The organism is Bacillus sp. 05T21, assembly GCF_056396785.1.
In genome coordinates this window covers 139,344-157,355 of record NZ_JBFTMD010000004.1, presented here as the reverse complement: position 1 = coordinate 157,355, position 18,012 = coordinate 139,344, and the positions used below count along the sequence as shown (strand labels likewise).

Sequence of the window (18,012 nt, the reverse complement as noted above, 5' to 3'; positions counted from 1 at the left end):
TTCTAGGAATACCTAAAATAATTACTAGTAATGTTAATATTTATTATATACCACTTTTTTCATTCCGACAACGTTATATCATTTTTAATTCTTTTAGGGCGCAAAGAGTGATTTATAGAGATATTTTTATAGAAATAGGTACATTTCTTATATGTTATATTTAATACTGAAGGATTCGAATACGAATTTTTATGAAAGGAGCAAAATTAATGAATTATAAACAGTTACTAATAGACAATTTCACATATAAAACCTCATATATTGCGCGGCAGGTAAATGGAATGGATGTAAAAGAAACGAAGGATTACATTACTATCGACTGCGGATTACCTGCAGATACATTTAATATTATTACACTACTAAATAGTAATGTAACGGAAGGGATTGAGAAATTATATAAGGAGGTAGAATGCTATAATCAAAAGAAATTTCCAATGAGTGTTTGGTTTTGGGATGATAAACAAGAACAGACTATAAAAAGCGAATTAATCAAATTTGGTTTAAAAGAAGCAGAACAGAATATCGCGATGGTAGCAGACTTAAGAAAAATTCATCCAATAATAGACATTCCAGTAGGTTTTACAATACAAAAAGCAACATCGCCAGAACAAATACAACAATTTGGCGAAACGTTAGCGGCTTTATTCGGTACATCAGCAGAAGGTACTCACGTTCAAGCATACTATAATCAAATTTCTTCTTTAGATGTATGGAATAGCGATGACATGAAGCTATACTTAGGTCTTTATAAAAGTGAGGTAGTATCTGTTGGCTCTTTAGTATGTACGAAAGATAGTGTCGGTATTTATGATATAGCGACTAAAGAAGAAATGAGAGGAAAAGGTTTTGGCTCTACTATGTTTAATTTCCTGCTGCAAGAAGCAAAACAATTAAAAAATATGTACTGCGTACTACAAGCTTCACCTGATGGAATTAACATTTATGAAAAATCTGGATTTAAAGCTGTAGGACAAATGACTGTTTTTGAAAACCAGCATTTATTTGGATAATTCATCCAAATAAAATTGCTTTAAATATAGGAGTTAACATACCGTTATGAAAAAAATATCTCTAATTACACTCATATGCTTCTTTATGGTAATAAGCATCTTTGTTTTTCAGCAAATAAATGAACATAAATACATTAAAGCTACTAATACATTAAATCATATAAAAAACATTGCACATAGAGGTGCATCTGCATATGCACCAGAACATACAATAGAAGCTTACAAATTAGGACAACAATTAARGGGAGACTATATAGAAATAGATCTTCAAATGACAAAAGACGGACGTTTAATAGCTATGCACGATGAAACATTGGATCGTACAACGAACGGTACTGGATTAGTAAGAAATCATACATTAACAGAAATAAAACAACTTGATGCAGGCAGCTTTTTCAATGAAAAATACCCCGATTTAGCAAAAGAAGAATTTAAAAATGCTAAAGTTCCAACACTAGAAGAAATTATTGAAACGTTTGGACATAATGCTAACTATTATATCGAAACAAAATCACCAGATGAATATCCTGGAATGGAAGAAAAACTATTAGAAATTATAAATCGCTACCAAATAAATGATAAAGCTATTATTCAATCATTTAGTGAAGAAAGTCTGCGAAAGATTCATAATTTAAATGCCAATATACCGTTAGTACAATTATTATCATATAAAAAAGCAGTTCAATTAACAGAACTAGAAATTGAGAATTATAAAAAATACTGCATTGGCCTAGGAATGAACTTTAAATATATTGACGCAGCCTATGTAAAAAAAATAAAGAAATATGGATTAGAAGTGCATCCATTTACAGTAGATAATGAAAAGGATATGAAAAAGTTACTTATATGGGGTGTAGACGGGATGTTTACTAATTATCCGGATCGTTTACATTCAATAAAGCCTTTAAAAAAACAGAAATAAAAAGAATCCAATAAAACTTGGATTCTTTTTATTTTCTCTTCTATGTCTTTACTACATTAAATATCATTTTTACAAAACAAACTAGAAAGTAAACAAAATGTAATTAATTTTTCCTTTGTTTTTTATATTTTCTTGATACACTGGCTACGAGAGGAATACCGATTATAGTAGGTAAGAACCAAAACCATATTGGTGGAAGTAGATTTAAAATAGGGATATACATACCAATGTTTACTAAAAGTGCGGTAACTGCACCAATATAAGATCCTAACATACCTCTAATATGGTGTTGCAACCAATTTCTCCATCGTTTTTTTCTTGCAAGATATCCGTAAATCGCAAATGAATAGGAGATAATTGCTACATAAAATAAATATGCGATTTCATCCCACTTTATAATGGCCAATATAATTGCCGTCAGGGTTATGACAACATAAGATGCATGATATATTTCGCCCCATTCCGTATGTTTTCCTTTCTTTTTTTGAGCAACCATCGCTACAATACCAGTAATTAAACATATGGTTCCAAATAATATGTGTATGGTCAAAAGAATATTGAAAATGCTCATAAAAGTTCCTCCTTTTTTATTTTTATAGTATTGCAGTATAGGAGAAAAGTTGAAAAATATAGTTAGTTCGCCTTAATATATTGAAATAAAGGTACTCCTAGAACAAAATGAAATGATTAAATTTTTTCTCAAATTTAGTGAGATGAGTATTACGTTAAATGAAGGAGAGACTTCTATGTTTACATCTATCACATACTTACAATCCGGGAACGATAAACAACAAAAAGTTTACGACGTTATGAATAAGCTAAACATAATGGCGGATTTAGCTTTATATAGTCCTGTACTTTGCGGGACAATCCCTATTAGAATTGATACCCTTCACTCTGACTTAGATATTGTAATGGAAGTACATAATTATGATGTTTTTGAACAGGAAATTAGATCTTTGTATGGTTCATATGAAGGTTTTGAAATGAAAAAGAAAAACATTAGAAAAATCTTAACAATAAAGGCAACTTTTCAATTTGAAGGTTTTGAATTTGAATTATTTGGTCAACCGCAGCCAGTGCGTAACCAAAATGCATATAAACATATGATAGTGGAGCACATGCTATTAATGCAGCATCCCCATATTAGAAAAAAAATCATCCAATTAAAAGAACAAGGCATAAAAACAGAACCGGCTTTTGCACAAGTATTAAAAATTGACGGGGATCCTTATGAAGAACTTATTCTATTAGGACAGGAAATGAGATTGTGGTAAATAGGGTACACATAAAAATCCTCTTTATATAAAAGAGGATTTTTATTATGCCATTAACTTACGAATTAAATTACTTAATATATAAATACCTTGAGTAATTTGTTCAGAGGAAGCATATCCATACGATAAGCGTATGCACTGATCCGATTCTTCTTCATAAATACGTCCTGGGTTTAAAAGAACTCCCTTTGATAGTGCTTCTGAAAACAGTTTTTTCATTGGAATGTTAGGTACAACCGTTAGCCATATAAAAAATCCACCACTTGGAATATCCCATGTAGCAATATCTGCACAATACTTGTCTAAAGCTTGTAACATCATTCGTCTCCGCTCTTTCAGGTGGATCCTTACGTTCGCAACGTGTTCTTCATAAAATCCTTTACTCAACCATTCTGCAGCAACTCTTTGTGATAAAGAACTTGATCCATAGTCAGTTTGCATTTTTATGTCTGACAATCTCTCAATAACAGGCTCTGGCCCGATAATCCAGCCAATTCTAAGTCCTGGGCTAAGTGTTTTAGATAGACTGCCGATATATAAAACATGTCCATGTTTATCCATCGACTTTAAAGGTAGTGGCGGTATTTCATCAATCCATAATTCACGGTAAATATCATCTTCAATGATAGGCAATTGTTCTTTTTCGCATATTTTTAGTATTTCTTTTCTTCGATCCTTGGACATTAATACACCCGTCGGATTTTGAAAACAAGGAATCGAATATAAAATATTTTTCTTTTGACTATAATTAATTCTTCTTAACAAATCATTAGGGATAATTCCATGTTGATCCATCTGTATTCCAGAAAGGTGAATATTAGCCGATTGAAATACGTGAAGAGAATATAAGTAAGAAGGTCGTTCAAGTAAAACAGTTGACTCTCTATGTAAAAGACCGATTGATATTAATTGTAATGCCTGTAATGCACCAGAGACTATTAATATAGAGCTTGGTGATGTATTTATTCCAAATGATTTTACATAATTACTTATTGCTTCACGTAAAGGGAGATATCCTTTTTGTTCTTCATATCCGAAATAATCTAGTTCCTCACATACGTTACGCATAATGAATTGCATAGTTTCTAACGGGAAAAGATGAGGTGCAAGTTCTCCTTTACTAAGATGAATCAATTTTTTATTTGCTTCTGCTTCATTTATTTCTCGTACCATTAACTTGCTTGGTTTATGAATACCAGCCTTTACATATTCACTCCAATCGGGCGGGGGATTGGTGGCTAATAATGACCATGTATTATTCGTTACAATTGTTCCTGACCCGATTTGCCCTTGAATTAAGCCATCTGCCATAAGTTCTTCTAGTGCGATTATTACAGTACTACGATTTACATGAAATAATTTCGCTAACTGCCGCTGGCTAGGAACCTTACTTCCAATCGGCCATTCTCCGTATTCAATTTTTTCTTTCATATAGTCTATTATCTGCCGATATTTAGGCAGTTTTTTATCAGTAGACATATTAAAAACTCCCTCATTCATTTTAAAAATGCAAAGTGGTTGGTTTTTTCGAGGATTAACTGGTTGAAGACATTGTATCAACTATTAAATATGATGAAAAGAAATAATTGGTAATTAGAAAATGGCTGGTTTATTGGAGAGGGCGAGAAAATATGCATAATAAAAAATGGGATTTTCGTATTGTATGTGCTCACGCTTTTACGATTATTATATGGGGAACAGCTTTTCCAGGAATTCGGATGGGGCTTGAAGCTTACAGCCCTGAACACCTTACTTTGCTACGATTACTAATTGCTTCTTTGATTCTTCTTCTGTTTTCACTTATATACAAATTACGGTTACCTGATTTAAAAGATATTCCAGTAATTTTTATATTTGGCGCTCTAGGATTTACTATTTATCATATTGCACTAAACTACGGTGAACAGAGTGTAAATGCTGGACCTGCTAGTTTAATTGTTTCAGTAACACCTATATTAACGGCAATTCTTGCTTCTATTTTTATGAATGAAAAAATGAAATTAAATGGTTGGATTGGTGGTGTAATTAGTTTAGTAGGAATTGCTTTTTTATCATTAAGTCAAGGAGATTCCATTCAATTGAATAGTGGGGTATTACTAATATTATTAGCGGCATTTTCAGAAAGTCTATTTTTCGTTTTTCAAAAATCTTATTTAAAAAAGTACGGTTTCTTACCATTTACAATATATACAATTTGGTCTGGTACTGTATGTATGCTTATTTTTTTACCAGGGATTTATCAAGAAATTGTAGCAGCTCCTATGGAAATTACTTTGAGCGTTATATATTTAGGTGTGTTTCCGACAGTCCTTCCATATATTGCATTAGCGTATATTACATCTCATGCTGGGGCTTCTGAAGCAACGAGTTCTCTATATTTAACACCAGTTACTGCATGTTTTATTGCGTGGATATGGTTAGGCGAGGTGCCAACCTTTGTTTCGATAATTGGAGGGATAATTACTATACTTGGAGTTGTGATTGCTCATTTAACATTTAAAAAAGATAATTATAAGCAAATCGAGAGCGAAAAAGTATGGTAAGACATCCCTGCGAGTATTTGCAATTTGAATGCAAAATTCCGGATTAATAACAGGCTTTCAATTCTATAAATATAGTGGGGATAATCTATATTAAAATCAGTTAGTCCAATATTTGTACGAGATTTAATTAAACTGGTAGATTATTTATCTGCAAAAGAACTAGCATAATGCTAGTTCTTTTTTATCAATACATTACTCACCATTAATATTTGCTTAGAACTGTATAGATTTAAATTATTTCCACATATACATAATTATCTTACCTATGAAAGGAGTGCATTTCTTGGAGAAGGTTTTATTTTTTGGAGACCCAGGTATTGATGATTCGTTTGCAATTATGTATGGCTTACTGCATCCTGAAATTGAAATTGTTGGTATCGTAACTGGATATGGAAATGTTGAACATATACATGCCGCTCATAATGCCGCATATATTTTACAGTTAGCAAACAGACAAGATATTCCTGTAATTAGCGGGGCAACAAAGCCACTTACAAATGAAATTACAACGTATTATCCTGAAATTCATGGACCAGAAGGATTAGGACCCATACATGTACCGGAAAGTGTGTTATCTATTCCGATATACAATTTTGGTAGTATTGCTGCGATTCTTGTAAAGTATGGAGAAGATTTAACAATTGTCGATGTAGGAAGATCTACCTCGTTAGCGATTGCTTTTAATTTATGGAACGACTTGATGTTAAATGTAAAAGGAATTTATTTTATGGGTGGTGTCTTTTTAGAAGCAGGGAATGTTACTCCATTAGCAGAGGCAAACGTGTACGGAGATCCTATAGCAAGTCAAATTGTATTTCAGCAAGCGAAAAATTTAACGTTATTCCCTTTAAATGTAACAAATAAAACGGTTTTAACCCCAAGTGTATTTACTTATATTTTAGTTAATACACAAAATCCATTTAAGCCGATTATGAAACCCATGTACGATTATTATTTATCAGCATACCAAAAACTCAATCCATCTATTGAAGGGCCATTATTACACGATGTACTTGCTATAAGCGGTTTAGTGAATCCTACATTTTTAAATTATACATCTCGAAAAGTGACTGTAGACATATGTGGCGAAACGAAGGGACAAACTTTTGCTGATTTTCGCCCACACTCTAAATCTGAAGGGGCGCGTATAGCGTTACAATTAGATGAGGAAAAATTTATTCAGGATTTTATGAAAATCATGTTATAAGTTGATGTCGAAAAAGGGAATCATTTCACTCCGTTGAATATAAAAGATAAATTCTCTTTTTAAAGGAGCTTAAAATAGTGAACGTCCAATTAAAAATTGTTACGAGAGAAAATTGGGAAGACGCATTAAAGTTACAAGTTAAAGAAAACCAAATACACTTTGTTCCGGCAGTGGCAGTATCACTTGCTAAAGTATACATAAAACCAGATGGTGAAAATGTCGAATATATTCCATTGGCTATATATGATGGTGACCTTATAGTTGGTTTTATTATGCATGCTTTTGTACGAGAGTCAACAGATATGTATTGGATTAACGGATTTATCATTGATGAAAAAGAGCAAGGAAAAGGATATGGAAAAGCAGCATTACAGGAAATCATTAACTTAATAAAAAATAACTTTAAAGAGTGTGAGGAAATTAAATTAACTGTCCATAAAGATAATATTTCTGCAAAGAAACTATATGAATGTTATGATTTTAAACCATTAGGAAATGTATATGACGGTGAGGAAGTATATCGCTTATTGTTGTTGAAATAAAGATGTACTGTTTTGAATAAAGTTATATCGTGTATTTATAGTGAAAAGGAAAAGAACATCTAGAATTGAAAGATCGATTAAGAAACTGTTTTGAAACAATAAGTTGTTCCGTTAAAGGGTCATATTGCGGAGAATTGGTTGTACTAATTCATATAAATTATCGCAAACTCAATTCACGCAATTATTTAAACATTTTATTATAAAACAGTATTTATATATACTTAAACTATCATTAATAAAAACATCAATGGAGGAACTAATATGAAAGAAAGCAATAAAAAAGAGTTGTCACTAGAGCAACGTGAAGAATTACTACAAACATTGAAAGATCGTTTTGAGAATAATATGAACCGTCATAAAGGTTTAGAATGGGCTAATGTTCAAGAAAGGCTGGATGCTAATACTGAAAAGTTGTGGTCGCTCAACGAAATGGAACGAACTGGTGGCGAACCTGATGTTGTTGATTTTGATAAAGAAAAAGGCGAATATATTTTTTATGATTGTTCAGCAGAAAGTCCTAAAGGTCGTAGAAGTGTTTGTTACGATCTTGAAGCGCTAGAATCAAGAAAGAAACATAAACCAGAAAATAACGCTATTGATATGGCAACTACCATGGGTATTGAACTATTAACGGAAGAAGAATATCGTACATTACATAATCTTGAAAATTTCGATATGAAGACGTCGAGTTGGGTGCAAACACCTTCTGATATTAGAGAACTTGGCGGTGCCCTTTTTTGCGATTATCGCTTTGGACACGTCTTTGTGTATCACAATGGGGCAGAATCTTACTATGCCGCAAGAGGCTTTCGTGGTTCGTTAAGAGTCTAAAATTTGTACAGGCAGGTAAATTTGAAGTAGAGAATAGATTTGCTTAGGGAATAGTAGTGATTGCATACTTTAGCTACGGCTTCGATTTTGAGGCCGCAAAGAATAGGGCTAATCAAACCTTATTGTAAAAGAATGAATCAACTAAAAATATTAAGAGTATGTTTTGATAATTTTCTTCATAAACATACTCTTTTTTAGAATCATTTATCAAAATTATTAGTTTTAATTAACGTATAAACGAGAACTTGTAAAAGGTACTCTTGCAATTATCAATGAAATTCACCCATATGAAACACCTATGATTTATATTATCCCGCTTTTAAATGAAAATTTTCGAGCAAGTATAAAGTGAATGATTAGGAGGAATACAAAATGAAAAGTAAATTCCATCATATTGTACGAGCTATCATGATAAAAGATGAAAAATTACTAGTTGCTGAATACATAGGACATCACTATTTTTTACCCGGTGGCCATGTTGAAATTGGGGAATCAGCAGAGAATGCACTAATAAGAGAGTTACGAGAAGAACTTGGGGTAACTTGCAGTATAAAACAATTTTTAGGCGTCATAGAAAATCAATGGCAAGCCAAAGAAACCCTCCACCATGAAATTAACCACATTTTTGAAATAGATTCAAATGAGTTAAAATCCGATTTCACTCCAATATCTAAAGAGTCCCATTTAGCATTTCACTGGATTGATTTTAATAAAGAAAATATAAATTCCTATACAATAATGCCGACACCTTCAGTAAAAGAATTACTAGAAAGAAAATTAAGTGATGAACTATTAACTTGCTGGATTAGTAACTTTTAATTGTCTCTATTTATATTAATTCCGTCCACTAAAAGAATATAAAGAAAATAGGCTCATAAACAAGGTACATCACCTAGTGTAAAGCATATTTTGTTGATGTACGCATTTAGTCTATAGCCTTATTTCTACTTTATTTTTAAAAGTAAATAAACTCGAAAATTTGGACGGAATTTACATTTGTAAATGGAGGGTTTCATAATGAATGAGTTTCAACAAGAACTACAAGCGTTAAACCTTAATGCTTATCAACCTGGTAATGTTGTGTATTGGGATCAACAACAAAATCAATATCCATATTACTACATTCAAGACGATGCACGTCGTTGTGGCGGATGCGGTGGCGGCGGACGTTGTGGCGGTGGCGGCTGTGGTGGTCGCTGTGGTGGTTGTGGCGGCGGACGTTGCGGCGGTTGCGTAGGTTGTGTAGGCTGTGTTGGTTGTTTCAGCTGTTCTAATTGCTGGAACTGGTGGATTATTTAAGTACTATAGATCAATAATATTTCACATGAAAGAAAAGTGCCGATGCAAAGTTATAATGTATTGAAACTTTTCTTTCATGCTGTTATTTTTATATGTTTTAGGGGGATATTTATTTGTACAAATATGAAAAATTAATTTCATGGGTAGAAAACATTAAAGAGACAAATCAAAGTTCTACGGCAGCACTTTGTATTATGAAAGATAATAAGATTGTGCTAGAGCATTATAGTGGAACGCATTCAAATACTCCTACTAGTAAAAAAGTAACTATATCTTCACAATTCAATGTCGCTTCCGCAAGAAAAAGCTATTTAGGATTAATGGTAGCTTATGCAGTTTATGAGGGGAAAATAAACTCTCTTGATGACGAGGCTGTAAATTATTTTAAAGAATATGATCCTTCATTACTTGGAAAGACAACGATAAGACATTTAGTAACTCATTCACACGGTTTAAATGAAACCGATGATGGGACAGCTTTTCGTGAATTTGAGCCGGGACAAGCTTGGGCGTACAGAGATATTAATGTAAGAATGGTGACGCAGCTTATTTATCAACTGTATAATAAGAGTTTTCCTGAACTATTAAAGGAGCGTGTATTCATACCTGCTGATTTCAAAGAAACTGGATGGAGAATAAAACAAGATGATAATTTAGTTAAGGTTGTTGTAAACCCAGATGAAGATGCAATAAGTAGTGTTGGTGCAGTAGATGACGGCTCCGAGAAAAATCTTTTTGTCTCCGCGAGAGAATTTGCCTACTGGGGGAACCTGCATTTAAATAAAGGGTTTTTAAATGGTAAACAAATTGTGCCAAAAGAAGTTATAGCACTTGCTACGAGCTTACAAAGTCCAGAGTATACAAATAAAGAACTACCTCAAAACGGGTTGTTTTGGTTCGTTCAAAATGAACCTGCTTTATTTAGCGAACTTGGTGAGCGAGTTCCTAAAGGTTCCTATCAAATATTAGGAATTACAGGACCAACGATATTAGTCATTCCAGAATATAATGTCGTCGTTGCTAAAATGTACAATAAAAGATACAACTATGGTGGGGATAATTATTTATATTATTTACGTGAATTTAGCAATTTAGTCGCTGATACATTTAGTAGCAGTAAAAATAATATGGTTAGGGTATAACTACTCCTATAATAAAAAGGAGTGAACTTTAATGAAAAATGAAGTGAATAAAAATAAAAAGCAAAATATAAAGGATGTAAACACAGAACAAAACGCGATTTATAGCGATCCGAAAGATGCAGCTAATATGCAAACTGTACCGCAGCCGAAAGACTTTGAGGAAATTGAATATTAATTTTCTCTCCGACTTATTTATGAAAGAAAAATACGTCTTAAGTCTCATCACTTTCAGCAAATTATTTGATAACATATATACATAAGCATTCGAAAATGTCTTATCTTAACAAAGCTTTCTTTAAATGCTGTATATAACCTACAAAAAGGCACTTCTTGATGAAGTGTCTTTTTGTGTAAGCTAACTCAATTTCCATTTTCCGTACAGTATCTTGCAATTTATCATGGATATACTAACTGTGAAAATTCATGTCATGATAAAAGAAGGGGACAGTTAGCATGAAACAAACATCTATAAATCCATTGCTAATTGTTCTAGGTACAATCATTGTTCAAATTGGCCTAGGAACAATTTACACATGGAGTTTATTTAATCAACCCCTTGTAAGTAAGTTTGGATGGAATCTCAATTCAGTCGCGATCACGTTCTCAATTACGAGTTTTTCTTTATCATTCTCAACTCTATTTGCAGGAAAGCTACAACAAAAATTTGGACTTCGTAAACTTATCGCTACTGCAGGAATTGTTTTAGGACTCGGTTTAATACTTAGTTCACAAGTTTCCTCATTACCATTACTTTATTTATTAGCCGGTGTTGTCGTTGGATACGCTGATGGAACAGCATATATTACATCACTATCTAATTTAATTAAATGGTTTCCAAACCGTAAAGGGCTTATTTCTGGTATATCTGTTTCAGCATATGGAATGGGAAGCTTAATTTTTAGATATGTAAACGGAAATCTTATCGATAGTCTTGGTGTATCACAAGCATTTTTATATTGGGGTATTATCGTCTTACTTTTAGTATTAATCGGATCGTTCTTCTTACGTGAAGCAATTGTAAGTAACACTACGGCTGAAACATTACACAATGACTATACTCCGCGTGAAATGATGCGCACTAAACAAGTATATTTCTTGTTTTTTATGCTATTCACTTCCTGTATGGGTGGTTTATATTTAATCGGTATGGTAAAAGACATTGGGGTGCAGCTCGTTGGTCTTAGTACAGCGACGGCCGCTAATGCCGTCGCAATGATTGCAATCTTTAATACAATAGGTAGAATTATTCTTGGAACGTTATCAGATAAAATAGGCCGATTAAAAATCGTCTCGGCTACATTTATTATTATTGGATTATCCGTCTTCACTTTAAGTTTTATTCCACTAAATTACGGGATTTATTTTGCTTGTGTAGCAAGTGTCGCCTTTTGCTTTGGTGGTAATATCACTATATTCCCAGCCATTGTCGGGGATTTCTTCGGATTAAAAAACCATAGTACAAACTACGGGATTGTTTACCAAGGTTTCGGATTTGGTGCACTTGCAGGATCATTCATTGGAGCACTACTTGGAGGGTTTCAACCAACCTTCATTACAATCGGTGTTTTAAGTATTATATCATTCGTTATCTCTATATTAATTCGCCCTCCAAATGCAGAAAAGAAGAAGGAAATAAAACAGTTAAATCGAAAAATAGCTTAATTCAAAAAAGGGTCCTAATGTCAGGGCTCTTTTTTATTACGTTAACTTTGCTTCTTTACTAACTCATTAAAGACAGGACAATATCATTATAAAATTGAATAGATAAGTAAAAAGGAGCGTGATACTTAAAATGAAAATAGTGCAGCAGTGGGTACAAGAAGATAGTGATTACATAAGAGAGAAAGTAATTGAATATAACCAAAAACATCTTTCAAATGAGGAAAAAACACCTTCAGAAAAGGTAAGTTTTATAGTAAGGAATGAAAAAGAAGAAATAATCGGAGGGGTAACAGCTATAACATTTTGGCATCACTTGCATATTGACTTTCTGTGGGTGTCTGAAGAATATAGACACGAAGGCTATGGCAGCAAATTAATGAAACTTATTGAAGAATTTGCAATCGAAAAAGAATGTCGGCTGATAAACTTAGACACTTTTAGTTTCCAAGCTCCAAACTTTTATAAAAAACACGGATATAAAGTGATCGGAGTCAGTAAAGATCATCCTAAAGGACATCATCACTACTATTTAGAAAAAAGATTGTAAAAAACATATTAAATTTATAGTTGCTATCGCTTGGTATCTTTTAACCGAATCAATTTTTAACATTTAGTGGACGTGTTTTGATTATTCTTTTTCAAAACACGTTCTTTTTCTTTTTTGTGAATAAAAACAATTTAATGATAGAATAAAATAAAGACAGAAAATTTTTACCATTCAAGGGGGTTACATATGAAAAAAGTAAATGTTACATACGCACTTCTATATGATGAAACTCATGAAAAGCTATTAATGGTTAAAAACAAAGGGAAAAACGGTTCTTATTACACTTTACCAGGTGGAGCAGTTAAATTCGGAGAAACGTTAGAAGAGGCAGCAATTCGTGAAGTGAAAGAAGAAACAGGGCTAGATATATCCGTAAAAGGGGTTTGTTCCATTAGTGAAGCCTTTTTTGAAGAGAGAGGACATCATGCAATCTTCTTTAATTTTTTAGGAGAAATAATCGGAGGGGAAATCTGTATATCACGGCCAAAAGAGATTGAGGAGATTACCTGGATGGAATTAGATTCAGCAGAACCTTATTTACGTATACCAGAACACTTAAAAAGCCTTTTACAAAAGAAAGAAACAGTTCCTTATATTTTTAATGGAACTATTATTCATCAATCTTCATAAAGATAGTATTTCATTTAAGGCGGGGGAAAAATGGAGTTTATCGTTAATCACAAACAATTTACACAAGCTCTTTCAGAAGTAAGTAAAGCTATCTCAACAAAAACTTTAATTCCTATATTATCCGGAATAAAGATAACAGCAGATCAATCTGGAATTACTTTAATCGCAAGTAATTCGAATATTTTCATTGAAAAATTTATACCTATTTCAATTGAAGACGAACAAATTACAACTATTTTAAAAGCAGGGAGTATTGTTGTACCAGCAAAGTATTTCATTGAAATTATTAAGAAAATGCCAAGTGAGATTTTAATAAAAAGTATGAATGAGCAGTTGATTACAATTCAATCAGATGAAATTACTTTAAACTTAAATGGACTCTCGGCAAATGAATTTCCTAATGTACCATTTTTAGACGCACATACAGAAATACAAGTAGAAACGGAACAGCTGATTGAGGTATTCAAACAAACTGTCTTTGCAACTGCTAAAAATGAATCTAGACCAGTTCTTACTGGCGTACATTTCGTTATTGATCATAACAAATTAATTTGTGCTGCTACTGATTCGCACAGACTGGCTTTACGTGAAATACCCATTTCTTCACATGCGAAATTAAATTGCATTGTACCAAATTCGACTATTAGTGAACTACTAAAATTAATGAACAGTAATTCAAATTTAGTATACATATATCTTTCAGAGAGTCACATTATTTTTAAATTCAGTACAATTACGTTGTATTCAAGGCTTATTGAAGGAAAATATCCTAATATATCCGGCCTAATTCCAAATGAATCCCAAACGGTTATTAATATAGATAGAAAAAAGATTTTACAAGGTGTAGATCGGTCAAGTTTATTGGCTAGTGAATGGGCAAACAACAACGTTAACTTAGAAATCATCGACGAATGCACAATACAAATCTCTTCTAACGCTTCTCAGATTGGTAAAATATCTGAGACACAACAAATAGATGCTATTCACGGCGAAAAGCAATTAAATATATCTTTCGATGGACGATATATGGTCGATACTTTAAAAGCAATAAAAGAAGATAGAGTTACTTTAAGTTTTGGCGGTTCCATGAGACCGATATTAATTGAAGCAGGTGAACAATCTGCAGCAGTATATTTAATATCGCCTGTTAGAACTTATTAAGAACAAAGGAAAGAAATAAATTATGTACAAGCACACTTTATGTTTTATAAAAAGAAATGAAGAAATACTTATGCTAAATAGAGAATATGATCCTGTAAAAGGATTATGGAACGGTGTAGGAGGGAAGATAGAAAAAGGAGAAACACCGTTAGAAAATGCAATTCGTGAAATAAAAGAAGAAACAAATATAGATGTTGAACAAAATCAAATTCAATTTAAAGGCATTATTAAATGGGAGGATTCCTCATATTCTGGTGGCATGTATGTCTATTTAGTAGAGCTACTTAATGAATTTACATATCACACTCCAAAAAAAGTCTCAGAAGGAATTCTAGATTGGAAAGAGGTATCTTGGATTCTAAGTGACTATAATTACGGCGTAGGAGAGATGATACCTAAATTTTTAACTGAAGTACTTTATAATGAATTAATATTAGAGCACTCTTGCGTTTTATCAAATCATAAATTAGTAGAGTATAAGAATAAAGAATTAGCTAAGCAGACCAGCATAGTAAAGTAGTAATTAGGGGAGATTAGTATGTAATAGAAGGAGGAGCTCATGAAAAAAGGAAATCACTTATTTTGGATATATATAACTAGTGTTACTATTATAATACCCTTAATTATTTACTTAGCATTGGCAACCTCTAGCGAAAAAGATACTCTTACTCAAGTGAAAAAAGCCCCCAATATCCCATCTGCTATTCAAGATTCAAACGATATAGAAGACCCTACAGGATATTGGACAACAGAAAAGATGAAAAATGAAATTCCAGTAGATAAAACAAAAAATTTTAATAGATGAGTCATAAATGAATAAAAAGCGAACCATCAATATTAAATTGGTTCGCTTTTTATTATACTTACACTTCTCGCCACCAAGCAGCCGTAGGATAATCTTTAGATTGTAACGCAATAGCTTCACCGATTTGTGGCGTTGCAATATTAACCCCTAAACGATTTGCTTCTTTCGTAACACGTTCAATAGGATCACTCCATTCATGTAATGCTAACGTAAAAGCACCCCAATGAATAGGAACAAGCAATTCTCCTTTAACGTCAATATGAGCTTGTACTGTTTCTTCTGGCAACATATGAATTGCAGACCATCTCGTATCGTATTGCCCGCATTCCATTAAAGTAAGATCGAATGGACCATATTTATTACCAATCTCCTTAAAGTGCGGAGCATAGCCACTATCACCGCTAAAGAAAACTTTCGTTTCTTGACCAAGAATAAGCCATGAACACCATAAAGAACGATCTTTATCTGTCATACTTCGTCCAGAGAAATGCCTTGCAGGAGCGCAAACTAACTTAATATTATTAAACGTAATTTCATCCCACCAATTATGTTCACTAATTTTACTAGGTGAAATACCCCATTTAATAAGATATTGCGCAACTCCCGTTGGTACATAAAAGTGCTTTGCGCGATCTTTTAACTGCATAATACTTTTGTAATTTAAATGGTCATAGTGATTATGAGAAATGATAATCGCATCAATTTCTTGAAGTTCATCATGTTCTAAAGAAAAAGCACCACTATACCGCTTACTATTAAACACAGGAAATGGGGAAGAGGCATCTCCAAACATAGGGTCTAATAACAATTTTTTACCTTCTATTTTCAAAAGAGAAGCAGAGTGCCCAAACCATGTCACACTCTCTAAAGACTCATTATTTTTATTCGATAAAACAATAGGTAAATTCTTTACAGGACGCAGCTTTGTTTTCATTTTAAAGTAATCAGTCATTAAACCAATAATATCTTTCGGATTAAAACTTACATCAGTCGGAATTTGATTCATATATTTCTTTTTCATTAGTTCTCCTTTTTACGTTTAACAATATACGTATGTTGTTATTGTAGCTAATTGTAGTTTAAACTATATCATTTTACCTTTCATCTTAAATGCAGTACATTTCATAAATTCTTCAAATTTATTATTTATATATAAAAAATAGAATTCATTTAGCAGCAGCTAAAACTAATATTATGTATTTGTGAATTGTTTTGTTTAAGTAAATTCTTTCTTATAAACAACAAAGACCGTATGTTTCTTTATATGTTATAGAAGCAGATAGGTAACTAATTATCCACAGGAAGGAGAGTCTATAAATGCTTGAAGAAAGAAAAAAGAAGTCTAAATATAAACTATTAAATAGCAATAACTAAATATAGAATTCTAGATAACCTTAGTATAGGTATTAACATAGCTATACTAAGGTTTTTTATTTAAAATCATTAAAGGATACTTATTTTTATTTATAGAACATAGTAAATACATAGATTTTACAATTAAATTACTAAAAAAGAAGGGATTTTAAAATGCTTGCTAATTATACTCCGGAGAAAATACTTAAAACAACTTATGAGACAAAAATGATTTCATAAGTTGACAATTATCCAACTTTAAAAATAAGCGGAACAAACCTTCAATATTTACTTGTAATGCTCCATCTGGGCATAGAATCAAATACTATAAAAACGAAGCTAAATTGGACTAACGAGGAATTCGAAAAACAAATGCACGCATTAGAACTAGAAGGTTTATTGAATAAGACAGAAGGGAGTTACTATCCAACATGTATGGTTATAACAGCTAATGAAGGAGAAAAACTGTATAACCTATGTGAGCCTCTAATTAAAACTGCACTTAACATAATTGAAAAGTATTGTAATCAAATTGATGCTATGTCTAAAAGAATCGAGACATTTAATTATTTATCTAAAGAATCGTATAGTCTTTTACTTTATAGCGGTGTGTTATTAGATTCTGGACAAATAATTAACATTGAAGAAAACTATTTAGAAACAGAACGGCCTTTGAGAAACAATAAAAGATATTAGTATGCGATTCTAGAACAAGAACAAACAGACAAAGAGTCCTTTGGAATGTATGGTAATACGTATTTGGATTTAGGGGAATATCAAATTGGTCTTTATGGAAACACTCGATATACAACTTTGAATTTAATAACTGCGAATAAGGAAATACTTAAAGAATATTTTGCGGAATCGCTAACACAATTAGTGAAGAATTAATCTTATTGTTAAAGGAAAATGATCAACCTCTTAAAGAATATTATGTAAGCAGCAGATACTCAATGGAAATAACCTATGAAGAATTTAATGAATTAATAAAACAAGACGTAATTAGAAGCAGTTCTCAAGGAAATCAAACATATATAATTCTTTAAACTGTATGTATAGAATTTAACTTCATATTGTAGCA

At 32.2% G+C, this 18,012-nt stretch carries 20 protein-coding genes and 1 pseudogene; 18 read left to right on the top strand and 3 right to left on the bottom strand.

Features of this window, described 5'->3' with window-relative positions; all coding sequences use genetic code 11:
* The first annotated feature begins 209 nt into the window (after positions 1 to 209).
* Positions 210 to 1,010, top strand: coding sequence for a GNAT family N-acetyltransferase (locus AC1DKZ_RS11245; protein WP_476996239.1), 801 nt, complete (start codon positions 210 to 212; stop codon positions 1,008 to 1,010).
* A 46-nt stretch (positions 1,011 to 1,056) separates the two neighbouring features.
* Positions 1,057 to 1,932 carry a glycerophosphodiester phosphodiesterase gene (locus tag AC1DKZ_RS11240; protein ID WP_476996238.1) on the top strand — a complete coding sequence of 292 codons (876 nt, stop codon included), beginning with the start codon at positions 1,057 to 1,059 and terminating at the stop codon, positions 1,930 to 1,932.
* A gap of 103 nt (positions 1,933 to 2,035) precedes the next feature.
* Here AC1DKZ_RS11240 and AC1DKZ_RS11235 read toward each other — a convergent pair whose 3' ends face one another.
* Positions 2,036 to 2,503 carry a DUF2306 domain-containing protein gene (locus AC1DKZ_RS11235; RefSeq protein WP_002085290.1) on the bottom strand — a complete coding sequence of 156 codons (468 nt, stop codon included), beginning with the start codon at positions 2,501 to 2,503 and terminating at the stop codon, positions 2,036 to 2,038.
* A 175-nt stretch (positions 2,504 to 2,678) separates the two neighbouring features.
* Here AC1DKZ_RS11235 and AC1DKZ_RS11230 point away from each other — a divergent pair, with 175 nt between their 5' ends.
* Positions 2,679 to 3,209 carry a DUF4269 domain-containing protein gene (locus AC1DKZ_RS11230; protein ID WP_476996237.1) on the top strand — a complete coding sequence of 177 codons (531 nt, stop codon included), beginning with the start codon at positions 2,679 to 2,681 and terminating at the stop codon, positions 3,207 to 3,209.
* 45 nt (positions 3,210 to 3,254) lie between these two features.
* Here the strand turns inward: AC1DKZ_RS11230 and pdxR are convergent, their stop codons facing one another.
* Positions 3,255 to 4,688: a MocR-like pyridoxine biosynthesis transcription factor PdxR gene (pdxR, locus tag AC1DKZ_RS11225; protein ID WP_476996236.1), complete on the bottom strand. Its 1,434-nt coding sequence runs from the start codon at positions 4,686 to 4,688 to the stop codon at positions 3,255 to 3,257.
* Positions 4,689 to 4,840: 152 nt separating this feature from the next.
* Here pdxR and AC1DKZ_RS11220 point away from each other — a divergent pair, with 152 nt between their 5' ends.
* From AC1DKZ_RS11220 to AC1DKZ_RS11155, 14 genes are all read left to right on the top strand, one after another.
* Positions 4,841 to 5,752 carry a DMT family transporter gene (locus tag AC1DKZ_RS11220; protein WP_476996235.1) on the top strand — a complete coding sequence of 304 codons (912 nt, stop codon included), beginning with the start codon at positions 4,841 to 4,843 and terminating at the stop codon, positions 5,750 to 5,752.
* A 283-nt stretch (positions 5,753 to 6,035) separates the two neighbouring features.
* Positions 6,036 to 6,959 carry a nucleoside hydrolase gene (locus tag AC1DKZ_RS11215; protein ID WP_476996234.1) on the top strand — a complete coding sequence of 308 codons (924 nt, stop codon included), beginning with the start codon at positions 6,036 to 6,038 and terminating at the stop codon, positions 6,957 to 6,959.
* A 77-nt stretch (positions 6,960 to 7,036) separates the two neighbouring features.
* Positions 7,037 to 7,501 carry a GNAT family N-acetyltransferase gene (locus tag AC1DKZ_RS11210; protein ID WP_002085299.1) on the top strand — a complete coding sequence of 155 codons (465 nt, stop codon included), beginning with the start codon at positions 7,037 to 7,039 and terminating at the stop codon, positions 7,499 to 7,501.
* Positions 7,502 to 7,762: 261 nt separating this feature from the next.
* Entirely contained in the window at positions 7,763 to 8,332 is a 570-nt protein-coding gene (locus tag AC1DKZ_RS11205) for a DUF4256 domain-containing protein (protein WP_002085300.1), read from the top strand.
* Positions 8,333 to 8,704: 372 nt separating this feature from the next.
* Positions 8,705 to 9,151: an NUDIX domain-containing protein gene (locus tag AC1DKZ_RS11200; protein WP_002032390.1), complete on the top strand. Its 447-nt coding sequence runs from the start codon at positions 8,705 to 8,707 to the stop codon at positions 9,149 to 9,151.
* 198 nt (positions 9,152 to 9,349) lie between these two features.
* Complete coding sequence (locus AC1DKZ_RS11195) at positions 9,350 to 9,631, top strand: heterocycloanthracin/sonorensin family bacteriocin (protein ID WP_002065695.1); 282 nt, start codon at positions 9,350 to 9,352, stop codon at positions 9,629 to 9,631.
* Between the two features lie 113 nt (positions 9,632 to 9,744).
* Entirely contained in the window at positions 9,745 to 10,773 is a 1,029-nt protein-coding gene (locus AC1DKZ_RS11190) for a serine hydrolase domain-containing protein (protein WP_476996233.1), read from the top strand.
* A 31-nt stretch (positions 10,774 to 10,804) separates the two neighbouring features.
* The gene (locus AC1DKZ_RS11185; protein WP_002013225.1) at positions 10,805 to 10,948 is read left to right on the top strand and encodes a hypothetical protein; all 144 of its coding nucleotides are present in this window, start codon (positions 10,805 to 10,807) and stop codon (positions 10,946 to 10,948) included.
* A gap of 278 nt (positions 10,949 to 11,226) precedes the next feature.
* Positions 11,227 to 12,435, top strand: a complete 1,209-nt coding sequence (locus AC1DKZ_RS11180; protein ID WP_113936390.1) for an L-lactate MFS transporter — start codon at positions 11,227 to 11,229, stop codon at positions 12,433 to 12,435.
* 130 nt (positions 12,436 to 12,565) lie between these two features.
* Positions 12,566 to 12,982, top strand: coding sequence for a GNAT family N-acetyltransferase (locus AC1DKZ_RS11175; RefSeq protein WP_242311404.1), 417 nt, complete (start codon positions 12,566 to 12,568; stop codon positions 12,980 to 12,982).
* Between the two features lie 186 nt (positions 12,983 to 13,168).
* Positions 13,169 to 13,612, top strand: a complete 444-nt coding sequence (locus AC1DKZ_RS11170; protein WP_002147574.1) for an NUDIX hydrolase — start codon at positions 13,169 to 13,171, stop codon at positions 13,610 to 13,612.
* Positions 13,613 to 13,642: 30 nt separating this feature from the next.
* Positions 13,643 to 14,773, top strand: coding sequence for a DNA polymerase III subunit beta (gene dnaN, locus AC1DKZ_RS11165; protein WP_088039470.1), 1,131 nt, complete (start codon positions 13,643 to 13,645; stop codon positions 14,771 to 14,773).
* Between the two features lie 22 nt (positions 14,774 to 14,795).
* A complete protein-coding gene (locus AC1DKZ_RS11160; RefSeq protein ID WP_113734973.1) occupies positions 14,796 to 15,293 on the top strand; it encodes an NUDIX hydrolase in 498 nt (165 codons plus the stop codon).
* A gap of 39 nt (positions 15,294 to 15,332) precedes the next feature.
* A complete protein-coding gene (locus AC1DKZ_RS11155) occupies positions 15,333 to 15,578 on the top strand; it encodes a hypothetical protein (protein ID WP_404447754.1) in 246 nt (81 codons plus the stop codon).
* 58 nt (positions 15,579 to 15,636) lie between these two features.
* Here AC1DKZ_RS11155 and AC1DKZ_RS11150 read toward each other — a convergent pair whose 3' ends face one another.
* The gene (locus tag AC1DKZ_RS11150; protein WP_476996232.1) at positions 15,637 to 16,599 is read right to left on the bottom strand and encodes an MBL fold metallo-hydrolase; all 963 of its coding nucleotides are present in this window, start codon (positions 16,597 to 16,599) and stop codon (positions 15,637 to 15,639) included.
* A 596-nt stretch (positions 16,600 to 17,195) separates the two neighbouring features.
* Between AC1DKZ_RS11150 and AC1DKZ_RS11145 the strand changes: the two are divergent.
* Positions 17,196 to 17,977 (top strand): annotated as a pseudogene (locus tag AC1DKZ_RS11145) (hypothetical protein).
* Positions 17,978 to 18,012: the final 35 nt, after the last annotated feature.